We start from the raw sequence: 11,921 nt of genomic DNA on the forward strand, positions 1-11,921 counted from the left end.
ACTGGAAGAAGGCGAAAGCCCGCGTCCAGCGTATTCATTCCCGCATTGGCAACGCTCGCCGCGACTACCTGCACAAGTGCTCAACCACGATCAGCCAAAACCACGCGATGGTGTGTATCGAGGACTTGCAGGTGCGGAACATGTCCAGGTCCGCCACGGGCAATGCCGAACAACCGGGAAAGCAGGTCAGGGGCAAGTCCGGGCTGAACAGATCCATCCTCGATCAGGGCTGGTTCGAGTTCCGCCGCCAACTGGACTACAAGCTGGCGTGGCACGGCGGCTGGCTCGTCGCCGTACCGCCACGGAACACGAGCCGCACCTGTCCGTGCTGCGATCATGTGTCGGCGGACAACCGGCAGACGCAGGCGCGGTTCGCGTGCGTGGAGTGTGGCTTTGAGGAAAACGCCGATGTAGTCGGCGCGATCAATGTTCTAAGGGCGGGACACGCCCGGTTCGCCCGTGAAGTGAGCGATGCAGCAGAGTCGCCAGCAGCAGGAACCCGCCGAAGCGGCTCATTCCGGCTCGACGCCGGGGTGAGCGCCGTAGGAATCTCCGGCCTTTAGGCCGCGGGAGGATGTCAAAAAGACGCTCCTTCGGGAGCGTTTTTGTTTTGAGGATGACGAGGGTGCCCAAGGTTCGAGCGGGCGTAGCGGGACCTTCCGTACTCTAAGCGAGGCGGTTTTATAACAGGCAGAAATCTGCCTGTTGATTGCGATTTTCGGATTTAAGAGGCATAATATTGCCTGTTAAGAACGAGGGCAAGCATGCTTTTCGATCTCGCATCGGCGGAGGAAATCGGCAAGGCGCTTGCACAGCGGCTCCGGGCGCTGCGCTTGCAGCAGTCGCTTTCTCAGGCCGAACTGGCGGCGCGCGCCGGTGTGTCGCAGCGTGCGCTGCGCAACTTCGAACTGGGTGGCCAGGCCACGCTCGATACCTTGCTGCGTGTCGCTCAGGCGCTAGGACGCGCGGCCGATCTGGAAAACATTTTCGAGCTTAAGATCCATTCGATCCGCGCAATGGAAGCGGCCAGCAAGGAGCGGCAACGCGCGCCTAAGCGCAGGTCAGGCGCGGCCAGAGCAACGCCGCGCGAAGACACTCGATGAAACGGCTGCGAGTGATCTACGAAGGCTGGGGTGAGCGATTCGACCTCGGCGTGCTGGCGGATGACGGGCAGCAGATCCTGTTCGAATACACGCATGCAGCGCTCGATCGTGGGCTGGAGTTATCGCCATTCAAGCTGGCTTTGCAGGCCGACGCGCTCGGCGACTTCCCGGCGCACCAGCATGGTCTGCCGGGGCTGGTGAGCGACAGCCTGCCGGATGGCTGGGGCATGCTGCTGATGGACCGGTTGTTTCGCAAGCGCGGCATCGACCAGTACGCCGTGTCGCCGCTCGACAGGCTCGCGGTGGTCGGCCACCGCGGAATGGGCGCACTGACTTACGCGCCCGAGAGCGAGGCGCCTCTGGTGCTGGCGGACGTCGATCTTCACACGATCGCCGACGAGGTCAAGGAGGTGGTCAGCGGCGACGGCGAGCAGCTCCTGCGCGAACTGATCCTGATGGGCGGCTCGCCACACGGCGCCAGGCCGAAAGTCCTGGTCAATGTCGACCCGGCCGGCAATCACATGTGGAATACGAACGATGCTCCCGGCGTTCCGTGGCTCGTGAAGTTTCCCGCTCAAGCCGAGTCGCCGGAAGTCTGCGCAGTCGAAAAGCTGTACTCGGATATCGCGCGCGAATGCGGGATCGACATGCCCTCGACCCGCTACTTCGATCTCGGCTCCCGAGGTTCGGCCTTCGGTATCGAGCGTTTCGATCGCCATGCCGGCATGAGGGTGCCGGTGCACACGGCGGCGGGTGTCGCGCACGCCGACTTTCGCCGGCCCACGCTCGACTACGTGAACCTGCTGCGGATCGCTCGCCTCGTCACTGGCGACATGCGCGAGGTCGAAGTGCTCTTCGAGCGGTGCGTGTTCAACGTCGTGTTCAACAACCGCGACGATCACTCGAAGAACTTTTCCTTCCGCCTCGAGCAAGGCGGTCAATGGCGCATCGCGCCGGCATACGACACGACATTCAACCGTGGTCCGGCGGGAGAGCATCAACTGGACATCTGCGGCGAAGCGCGCGCACCTGCGCGGGCGCATCTGCTGCGCCTCGCGGAGATGACGGGCATTCGCGCGCCTTCGGCGGCGGCCGTGATCGACAGATTGACCGACGCGGCAGGGCAACTGCGGGCCAAAGCAGCGGACTACCCGATCTCCGGCGCAACCTTGAACGACATGGTGAAGGCCGTGGAAGCAAACCGGGCTCGAATGCGCTGACCGGAGCATGTATCAACCCAGCTCCACATTCCCCCATAATGTGGGCTCTTCCGGTTCCCGCCCGCATCGCAAGGAGAAGCCCGCATGGCCGACGATCAGCGCTTTGGACGTTCCCGACGTGATTTCATGCGTGTCGCGGTGACCGCGGCCAGCAGCGCTTCGCTGCCGTGGCTCGCATCGACCGACGCGCAGGCGCAGACGGCGCAAGACGCGACGCCCGGCAACGCACCCGCGACGACCGCAGGCACATCCACGCGCGGCACGAAGCTGATCCTGCTCGGCACCAAAGGCGGCCCCACGCCGTCGGCATTGCGCGCGGCGCCGGCGAACGTGCTGCTCGTCGATGGCCAGCCGTACGTGATCGACTGCGGTAACGGCGTCGCGCTGCAACTGACGAAAGCGGGCGTCAAGCTGCCGATGGTGCGCGACATCTTCCTCACGCACCACCACTCGGATCACAACGCCGATCTGCTGAACCTCGTGTTTCTCGCCTGGGCGAGCGGTCTGAAGACCCCGGTCAACCTGTACGGTCCGCCGCGCATCGCGAAGATGGTCGACGACTTCATCGACATGAACGAGATCGATCTCGACGTGCGGATGCGCGAAGAGGGCAGGCCGGCATTCAAGCCGCTGATCAACGTGCACGAGTTCGACGGTCCGCGCGTCGTGCTCGAGAACGATCAGGTGCGCGTCACGTCGGCACTGGTCGATCACTACACGATCAAGCCCGCGTTTGCGTATCGCTTCGAGACGCGCGACCGCACCATCGTGTTTTCCGGCGATACGCGCTACTACGAGCCGCTCGCCACTTTCGCGAAGGGCGCCGACGTACTCGTTCACGAGGTGATGTATCTGCCCGCGCTCGAAAAGCTGATCAGGACCGCCGACAACGCGCCGACGCTGCGCGACCATCTGCTGCGCAGCCACACCACGACCGAACAGGTCGGCAAGATCGCAGCCGCGGCCGGCGTGAAGACGCTGGTGCTGAGTCATTTCGTGCCCGGCGCCGATCCGTCGGTCACCGACGACATGTGGGCCGCGGACGTGCGCAAGGACTTCAGCGGCCAGATCGTCATCGGCCGGGATCTGATGGAAGTGTGAGCGAGCCTGCCGCCATGCCGGACCAGCGCATTCCCGTCACGCTGCTGACGGGCTTCCTCGGCGCGGGCAAGACTACCGTGCTGAACCGTCTGCTCGCGCAGCCGTCGATGGCGCGCTGCGCGGTCGTCGTCAATGAAATGGGCGCAATCGGGCTCGATCATCTGCTGCTCGGTACGACCCGCGACGCGACCATCGCGCTGCTCGAGAACGGTTGCCTCTGCTGCGGCGTGCGCGGCGAACTGTCCGATACGCTCGACGCGCTGATCGAACGCCGCGATCGCGGCGAGATTCCGCCTTTCGAGCGTGTCTGGGTGGAGACGACGGGGCTCGCGCGGCCGGGACCGGTACTGTCCGAGCTGCTCGGCGACGAGCGGCTCGAAGCGCGCGTGACGCTCGATGGCGTCATTGCGGTCGTCGATGGCGTGCATGGCGCGAGCCAGCTCGAACGGCACGAGGAGGCGCGTCAGCAGGCCGCGTGTGCGGACCGGCTGCTGATCACGAAGGCCGACCTCGCGGATGCGGCTTTGCTCGACGCGCTTGGTGCGGCGCTCGATGCGCTCAATGTTGCCGCGCCTCGTCTGCAGGTGTCGGACGGCGAACTCGATGCCGCTGGTTTCATCGGCATGCTCGCGCCGCGAACGGTGTCCGCGTGGCTGGGCGCGGCACGTCAGCCGCTGCTGCCGCGCGCGGTGCTGGAAGCGCGGGACGACGAGCGCGACGACGACGCGCAGGCCGCAAGCGAACCATCGGAATCTGCCGCGCTGAACGGCATCGCGGCGCAGCGCCGGATGCATCCCGACATCAGCACGTTCTCGCTGACCTTCGACGAAGCGCTGCCCGCCGAGGCCGTCGAGACCGCGCTAACCGTGCTGCTTGCCTATCACGGCGAGCAGATCCTGCGGGTGAAGGGCATCTGCTGCTTCATCGGCGAAGCAGCGCCGGTGGTCGTGCATGGTGTCCAGCAGCTGCTGCACGAACCGTTGCGCCTCAACCGATGGCCCGACGACGATCGGCGTACGCGCATCGTTTTTATCGTGCAGGGTCTGCCGCAACATGTGGTGACCGATACGTTCGCGCATTTCGGCTGCCGGCCCGCGGTGAGGGCGGGGTAACGATTGCAGCGGATCGCAGCGGGTCGCAGCAGTGCGGATGCGGTCAACCCGCGGTTGGCGCCGCCTCGCCAGGTCCGACGTCAACGTTATCCACGTCGGCATCTGGGTCCACAACTGCCGGCACCACCGAATCCAGCGTCCGTTCGCCCGCCGCGAGCGCGCGCTTCTGCGCGGGCGTGAGGCGCTTCACCCAATACTCCGCGCGCGATGCGCTCGCGCGACCCGCGAGCTCGAACGACGCGAGCACGCGCAGCGGCTTGCGCGAGCGCGTATAGCGTGCGCCCGTGCCGCTGGCATGGGCGGCAAAGCGCGCGTCGACGTCGGTCGTGATGCCGGTGTAGACGCTACCGTCTGCGCATTCGATCAGGTACAGGAACCAGGCCATCGCGGCGCGTCAGCTCTTGAACGGGTTGTGTTCGCGCAGTTCGTCGACATACGCGTGGATGTGATTGCTCTCGCCGTCGAGAAACTTCGCGACTGCGTCCGCGAACGCCGGATGCGCGAGCCAGTGCGCGGAGCGCGTGACCGTGGGCATGAAGCCGCGCGCCATCTTGTGCTCGCCTTGCGCGCCGCCTTCGAATACACCGAGCTTCGCCTCGATGCAGAACTCGAGCGGCTGGTAGTACGCGGTTTCGAAGTGCAGACACGGTACGTGTTCGAGCGCGCCCCAGTAACGGCCGTACAGCGTGCCGCCGGATGCGTCGTCGCGCTGGTAGACGACGAGCGAGCTCGCGATCGGTTTGCCTTCGCGCTCGGCGATCACGAGCAGCAGATTCTGCGGCATCGTCTCGCCGATCATGCGAAAGAAATCGAGGTTCAGGTACGGACTCGAGAAGTGTTCGCGATAGGTCTGCCGGTAGCACTTCGAAAAGAAACGCCAGTCGGCGTCCGTCGCATCTTCGCCGCGCACGCGGCGGAACGTGACGCCCGCTTCGCGCACCTTGCGGCGCTCCGCGCGGATGTTCTTGCGCTTCTTCTGTTCGAGCGTGGAGAGGAATTCGTCGAAGTCGCGATAGCCGTCGTTGAGCCAGTGAAACTGCACGCCTTCGCGCTTCATCATGCCGAGTTCCGTCAGCGCACCGGCTTCGCGTTCCGTTGGAAACAGCACGTGCAGCGACGACACGTCCGCCTGCTCGGCGAACGCGAGCAGCGTGGCCGCGAGATGACGTAGCGCGTGGTCGTTCGCGGCCATCAGGCGGGTGCCCTGCACCGGCGTGAACGGCACCGCGCACAGCAGCTTCGGGTAGTACTCGACGCCGTTGCGCCGGTACGCGTCGGCCCACGCCCAGTCGAACACGTACTCGCCGTACGAGTGGCCCTTCAGGTAGACCGGCGCGGCGGCCGCGAGCCGGCCCGTGCGCCCGTCGGTGAGCGTGACGAACTGCGCCTGCCAGCCGGCATCGGCGACCGCGCAGCGGGTCGCCTCCAGCGCGCTCAGGAACTCGTGGCGCAGGAACGGCGTGGGCTGCGCCTGGCTCGCGAGCAGCGCGTTCCATTCGGCCGCATCGACTTCCAGCGGCGACGCCAGAATGCCCGTGCGATAATCAAAGCGTTGCTGGTTCAATCTGTGTAGCCGTTTCACTCTGTTCGACGTCGCGCCGCTTCGCGCGGCACGATGCCCATTGATCCGTCTCGAAGCGGCTCTCGCGGCACCGGACGTCGTATCCGGCAGGCCGCGCGCCTGCACCTGACCCTGCCATGAAGACCCGAATCGCTCTAGCCCAACTCAACGTCACGGTCGGCGACTTTGCCGGCAACGTCGCGAAGATCGTCGCCGCGGCACGTGCCGCGCACAACGATGGTGCGAAGCTGCTGCTCGCGCCGGAGCTCGCGCTGTCCGGCTATCCGCCCGAAGACCTGCTGCTGCGCCCGGCGTTCTATGCCGCGAGCGCAGTCGCGCTCGACGACCTCGCGCGCCAGCTCGCGCCGTTTGCCGGCCTGCACGTCGTGGTCGGTCACCCGCACCGGGACGCAGCGAACGGCCATGGTAATGCAAACGCGCCGATCGAGCGCGGGCTCCCGCCGCTCGATACGTTCAACGCGGCGTCGCTGATCGTCGACGGCAAGATCGTGGGGACGTACCTGAAGCAGGAGCTGCCGAACACCGAGGTGTTCGATGAAAAGCGCTACTTCGCGGCGGACCCGAAACCGTTCGTGTTCGACCTCGACGGCACGCGCTACGGCCTCGTGATCTGCGAGGACGCGTGGCATGCGTCGGCGGCGCAGCTCGCGAAGTCGGCGGGCGCACAGGTGCTCCTGATCCCGAACGGCTCGCCGTACCACCTGAACAAGGAAGCGGTGCGGGTCGACATTCTGCGCGCGCGAATCCGCGAAACGAGCCTGCCGATGATCTACGTGAACATGGTGGGCGGCCAGGACGAACTGGTGTTCGACGGCGGCTCGTTCGTGCTCGATGCAGCAGGCGAGGTCGTCGCGAAGATGCCGCAGTTCGTCGAGGAAACGCGCATCGTCGAGTTCGATGGCGCGCAGCCCGTGCGCGGCGAAGTCGCGCCGGAGCAGCCGATCGAGGCGCAGGTGTACGCGGCGCTCGTGCTCGGCGTGCGCGACTACATCGGCAAGAACGGCTTCCCGGGCGCGATCATCGGCTTGTCGGGCGGCGTCGATTCGGCGCTGGTGCTGGCCGTTGCCTGCGATGCGCTCGGCGCCGACCGTGTGCGCGCGGTGATGATGCCGTCGCGCTACACGGCGGATATTTCGACCACGGACGCCGCGGACATGGCGCGCCGCGTCGGCGTGCGCTACGACGAGATCGCAATCGCGCCGATGTTTGACGCATTCCGCCAGTCGCTGGCCGCGGAGTTCGAAGGCCGCAAGGAAGACGCGACCGAAGAGAACATCCAGGCGCGCGTGCGCGGCACGCTGTTGATGGCGCTGTCCAACAAGTTCGGCTCGCTCGTGCTGACCACCGGCAACAAGAGCGAGATGGCGGTCGGCTACTGCACGCTGTACGGCGACATGGCGGGCGGTTTCGCGGTGATCAAGGACATCGCGAAGACGCTCGTGTACCGGCTCTGCCACTACCGCAACGCGGCCACGACGTTCGCCACGCGCGACGTGATCCCCGAGCGGATCCTGACGCGCGCGCCGTCCGCGGAACTGCGCGAGAACCAGACCGACCAGGACAGCCTGCCGCCTTACGAGGTGCTCGACACGATCATGCGGATGTACATGGAAGAGGACCGCTCGCTCGCGGAGATCGTCGCGGCCGGTTATGCGCCGGACGACGTGAAGCGCGTCACGCGCCTCATCAAGATCAACGAATACAAGCGCCGCCAGGCGCCGATCGGCATTCGCGTCACGCATCGCGCCTTCGGCCGCGACTGGCGCTATCCGATCACGTCGCGCTACACGGAACCGGTCGAGTAAGCCGGCCGCGCACGCGCTCCAACCTGTCGATTTCCACGACTGACCACTGAGACAAACGAGACGAGGCACGCCATGAAACGCATCACCGCCATCATCAAACCGTTCAAGCTGGACGAAGTGCGCGAAGCGCTGGCCGAAGTCGGGCTCACCGGCCTGACGGTCACCGAGGTCAAGGGCTTCGGCCGCCAGAAGGGGCACACCGAGCTGTATCGCGGCGCCGAGTACGTCGTCGATTTCCTGCCGAAGATGAAGATCGAGGTCGTGGTCGCGGACAACCAGACCGATCAGGTGATCGACGCGATCATCGGCGCGGCGCGCACCGGCAAGATCGGCGACGGCAAGATCTTCGTCGCGGAAGTGGAGCGGGTGATCCGCATCCGCACGGGCGAGGAGAACGAAGCGGCCGTCTGAGCGAACGCTTCTTTTCTCGACCGGCAACGCGTGGCGTGACGCGGTGCATCGTCTGCATCGCGTCACGCCACGCGTCGTTTGAGGGCAGGGCGCGTCGCACACGAGCGCTTGCGCGCTTTTTCTGCTGCAATAAAAAACGGTGCGATACCCTTTCGGGTACCGCACCGATACGCGCCTCTCGCAGCAGCGTGAAAACTTCTCTACATCTGTTCTGTCAGCAAGACCCGTCGATTAGAACGAGTGCTGGATACCGGCGTACACGCCCGACTGGCTGTGGCCAAGCGGCGGATTTTCGTTGTACGACGAACCCGTGCCGCCGCCAGCGCCTTCAGCATTCGCGTCCAGACCGAAGTTGGCCGTCTTGCTGTTGGTCATGTGAGCGATCTGGATGTCCAGCAGCGTGCGCTTCGACAGGTTGTACGAGCCACCGATCGTGAAGATGTTCGCGTTGCCGCCACCGTTGTTCGCGTTCACGTGGTAGACCGCGCCGATGAGGGCTGCAGCCGGCGTAGCCTGCCACGTCACACCACCCCATTCCTGATTCGTCGTCGTCGGCGTGCCATATGCCGTGCCGGTCATACCCGACGTACGCGAAGCCTGGTACACGCCCTGAATCTTGAACTGGCCGAGGAACACGTTCACGCCGGCGAAGTACTCACGCGAAGCCGTGAACGGGTTGTTCAGCTGGCCGTTTGCGTTGCGGATTTCGTCGTACAGGCCACGAACCTGGAACAGCGAGTTCGTGTAGGTGAGTTGCAGGCCGTCTTCACGACCTTGCGACGTCGTGCCGTTGCCGTTCCAGCTCGTGGCGTTCGACAGCGCGTACTGGCCGTACACGTCGAAGCCGGCGATCTTCGGCGACTGGTACGACACGTTGTTGCTCGATTGCGGCCAGTTGCGGCCACGAACCAGCGATGCCGACGACCAGTTCGACTGACCGAACGGATCGAAGTCCCACACGCCGTTCGAGATGAACAGTTCACGGCCGAGCAGCAGCGTACCGAACTGGTCGTTCGACATACCGACGGTTGCCCAGCGATTCCAGATCGAGCCAGCCGAGCCGAGCGAGCCGGTCGCGGTGCTGAAGCTGCCTTCCAACTGGAACAGCACCTTGTTGCCACCACCGATGTCTTCAGCGCCCTTCAAGCCCCACAGGCTCGTACCCCAGTCGCCGCTTTCCAGGCGCCAGCGCGAAGCCGTACCAGTGCCAGCTGCGTTCGACAGGCCGCTCATGTACTCGATACCTGCGTCGAGGCGACCATACAGCGTCACGCTGCTTTGCGCATGCGCGATCACCCCGGCCGACATCAGTGCAGCGGCTAGCAAAGCTTTCTTCATCTTCTCCTCCATACCCTGTCAAGGAATAACCCAGTACTGCGAGTGGTGCCCGGCCGCCAGAGGCGCCGAGCAGGAACCGTCAAGACGGGAAGGGTCACACGGGTGTCGGACTGCGTTTGCGGACGCGCGGCCTCGTCGGCCATCTGTACGTCTTCCGATCCCTCGCTGACCGGTCTCCTGTGCTTTTGAAGTGAAACTACTTTTAATGAACTTTGTTTTGCTACTTTGGTTACTAATTTATCAAAAATACCTTCGGTGGGCGAAGAATTTTCTCGTCGGCGCAAGGAGGTGTCGCCAAATTGCAATACCGTTCCTGGGACAGGGTTGTGGGGAGTACGTGGAATCACGCTAAAACCCTTGTGTGTCAAGGGCATGGGGCTTTAGGGGGAGGACCCCTAAGGATTGCCACTATTGACGATGCAATTCGTCCAGAGTAGACCGCGACACCGCGCGGACGTCTCCAGATTTGGGACGACGAAGCATCGGATACGGGTAATTACCTGGGGCGCGGCGGTCCGGGCCGGTCATAAAAAAGGCGCTATGAAAGCGCCTTGTAATACTACTTTGACTACATTTTCCGGTCCAGAGCGAATGTGCTCACGGTCACGACTTCATTGTCTATTTAAGGCTGCCCGACAGGAACTGTTTGAGGCGTTCGCTCTTCGTGTTGCCGAACACTTCGCTCGGGTGACCTTCTTCCTCGACGCGTCCCTGGTGCAGAAACATCACGTGGTTCGAAACGTTGCGCGCGAAACTCATTTCGTGCGTGACGACGATCATCGTGCGGCCTTCCTCGGCGAGCTTCTGCATCACCTTCAGCACTTCCCCGACGAGTTCGGGATCGAGTGCCGAAGTCGGCTCGTCGAAAAGCATCACGTCGGGATGCATTGCGAGCGCGCGTGCAATCGCGACGCGCTGCTGCTGGCCACCCGACAGATGCGACGGATACTGCTTCTCGACGCGCGGCGCGAGACCGACTTTCTCGAGATATTCGCGCGCGCGGTCTTCCGCTTCCTTGCGCGACAGCCCCAGCACATGCAACGGCGCTTCGATCACGTTTTCGAGCACGTTCATGTGCGCCCACAGATTGAAGTGCTGGAACACCATCGCAAGCTTCGTGCGCATCCGTTGCAACTGCTTCTGGTCCGCGACGCGCAACGCGCCTTGCTTGTCCTTCATCGTGCGGACTTCTTCGCGATCCACGAAGATGCGACCGGCGTTCGGCTGCTCGAGGAAGTTGATGCAGCGAAGCATCGTGCTCTTGCCCGAACCCGACGAGCCGATCACGCTGATCACGTCGCCGGCGTTCGCTTTCAGCGATACGCCTTTCAGGACTTCGTTGTCGCCGTACTGTTTATGAAGATCGTCGACGAAAAGCTTTTGCATCTGGGAATTCATCTGGGTCCTTGACTACTTGCTATCAGGAGCGGACATGAGCGGACATGAGCGGACGAAAGTGTGCGGTGCGGCGCGACCGAAGGCATGACGCGTCGCTTCACTTGCCCTGCGGCCGCAGATAGGCGAGCCAGCGGTGCTCGGCGCGGCGGAACAGCCACACGAGCGTGAACGAGATCAGCAGGTACAGCAGCGCCGCGATGCCGAACGCGCCGAACGACTGATACGTGGCGGAGTTGACGTCGCGCGCAACCTTCAGGATGTCGGGCACGGTTGCCGTGAACGCGACCGTGGTTGCGTGCAGCATCAGGATCACTTCGTTGCTGTAGTAGGGCAGTGCGCGGCGCAACGCCGACGGCAGGATCACGCGGCGGTACAGCGTGAAAGACGACATGCCGTACGCGCGCGCCGCCTCGATCTCGCCATAGGGCGTCGCCTTGATCGCGCCGGCGAAGATCTCTGTTGTATACGCGCAGGTGTTCAGCGTGAACGCGAGCAGCGTGCAGTGCATGCCGTCGCGGAAGAACGCGTTGGTGAGTTCGTGGTTGCGGATGATGTCGAGGCTGTAGAGGCCCGTGTAGCAGAGCAGCAGCTGCACGTAGAGCGGCGTGCCGCGGAACACGTACGTATACAGCCACACGAGGCTGGCGAGCCACTTCTTCTTCGACACCCGCGCAACTGATAACGGCACCGACAGGCAGAAGCCGAGGCCGATGGAGACGACCAGCAGCCACAGCGTGATGACGACGCCCGTCAGGCGGTAGCCGTCGGTGAAGAGATAGTTGCGCCAGTATTGCTGGATCAGTTCGAGCATGGTCTTGGGCCTTGGTCCGGCTGGTCTGTCCGGTTGAGCG

At 64.1% G+C, this 11,921-nt stretch carries 12 protein-coding genes; 7 read left to right on the forward strand and 5 right to left on the reverse strand.

Features of this window, described 5'->3' with window-relative positions; translation table 11 throughout:
- The 5 genes from DVS29_RS28005 to DVS29_RS28025 all read left to right on the forward strand — a co-directional run.
- Nucleotides 1–563, forward strand: a 563-nt coding sequence (locus DVS29_RS28005; protein WP_164708003.1) for an RNA-guided endonuclease InsQ/TnpB family protein, incomplete at its 5' end; no start/stop codon positions are given.
- 201 nt (nt 564–764) lie between these two features.
- A complete protein-coding gene (locus DVS29_RS28010) occupies nt 765–1,103 on the forward strand; it encodes a helix-turn-helix transcriptional regulator (RefSeq protein WP_118183791.1) in 339 nt (112 codons plus the stop codon).
- The gene (locus DVS29_RS28015; RefSeq protein ID WP_118183792.1) at nt 1,100–2,323 is read left to right on the forward strand and encodes a type II toxin-antitoxin system HipA family toxin; all 1,224 of its coding nucleotides are present in this window, start codon (nt 1,100–1,102) and stop codon (nt 2,321–2,323) included. Before DVS29_RS28010 ends, DVS29_RS28015 begins: the two co-directional genes overlap by 4 nt.
- A 126-nt stretch (nt 2,324–2,449) precedes the next feature.
- Nucleotides 2,450–3,424, forward strand: a complete 975-nt coding sequence (locus DVS29_RS28020) for an MBL fold metallo-hydrolase (RefSeq protein WP_118183851.1) — start codon at nt 2,450–2,452, stop codon at nt 3,422–3,424.
- Between the two features lie 14 nt (nt 3,425–3,438).
- On the forward strand, nt 3,439–4,536 hold the full coding sequence (locus DVS29_RS28025) for a CobW family GTP-binding protein (RefSeq protein ID WP_118183793.1): 1,098 nt from the start codon (nt 3,439–3,441) through the stop codon (nt 4,534–4,536).
- Nucleotides 4,537–4,579: 43 nt separating this feature from the next.
- Here DVS29_RS28025 and DVS29_RS28030 read toward each other — a convergent pair whose 3' ends face one another.
- Together DVS29_RS28030 and DVS29_RS28035 are read right to left on the reverse strand one after the other, a co-directional pair.
- Nucleotides 4,580–4,921: a GIY-YIG nuclease family protein gene (locus DVS29_RS28030; protein WP_118183794.1), complete on the reverse strand. Its 342-nt coding sequence runs from the start codon at nt 4,919–4,921 to the stop codon at nt 4,580–4,582.
- A 9-nt stretch (nt 4,922–4,930) separates the two neighbouring features.
- Nucleotides 4,931–6,100 carry a GNAT family N-acetyltransferase gene (locus tag DVS29_RS28035; RefSeq protein ID WP_118183795.1) on the reverse strand — a complete coding sequence of 390 codons (1,170 nt, stop codon included), beginning with the start codon at nt 6,098–6,100 and terminating at the stop codon, nt 4,931–4,933.
- Between the two features lie 134 nt (nt 6,101–6,234).
- Between DVS29_RS28035 and DVS29_RS28040 the strand changes: the two genes are divergently transcribed.
- Complete coding sequence (locus DVS29_RS28040; protein ID WP_118183796.1) at nt 6,235–7,923, forward strand: NAD+ synthase; 1,689 nt, start codon at nt 6,235–6,237, stop codon at nt 7,921–7,923.
- Between the two features lie 72 nt (nt 7,924–7,995).
- The gene (gene glnK / locus DVS29_RS28045; RefSeq protein ID WP_118183797.1) at nt 7,996–8,334 is read left to right on the forward strand and encodes a P-II family nitrogen regulator; all 339 of its coding nucleotides are present in this window, start codon (nt 7,996–7,998) and stop codon (nt 8,332–8,334) included.
- Nucleotides 8,335–8,565: 231 nt separating this feature from the next.
- On the opposite strand, the gene DVS29_RS28050 is transcribed toward glnK, so the two are convergent.
- The 3 genes from DVS29_RS28050 to DVS29_RS28060 all read right to left on the reverse strand — a co-directional run bounded on the left by DVS29_RS28050 (nt 8,566) and on the right by DVS29_RS28060 (nt 11,881).
- Complete coding sequence (locus tag DVS29_RS28050) at nt 8,566–9,672, reverse strand: porin (protein WP_164708004.1); 1,107 nt, start codon at nt 9,670–9,672, stop codon at nt 8,566–8,568.
- Between the two features lie 618 nt (nt 9,673–10,290).
- Entirely contained in the window at nt 10,291–11,070 is a 780-nt protein-coding gene (locus tag DVS29_RS28055; protein WP_118183799.1) for an ABC transporter ATP-binding protein, read from the reverse strand.
- Nucleotides 11,071–11,167: 97 nt separating this feature from the next.
- Nucleotides 11,168–11,881, reverse strand: coding sequence for an ABC transporter permease (locus tag DVS29_RS28060; protein ID WP_118183800.1), 714 nt, complete (start codon nt 11,879–11,881; stop codon nt 11,168–11,170).
- Nucleotides 11,882–11,921 lie beyond the last annotated feature (40 nt).

Source organism: Paraburkholderia phosphatilytica (assembly GCF_003443895.1).
Classification (GTDB): Bacteria; Pseudomonadota; Gammaproteobacteria; order Burkholderiales; family Burkholderiaceae; genus Paraburkholderia; species Paraburkholderia phosphatilytica.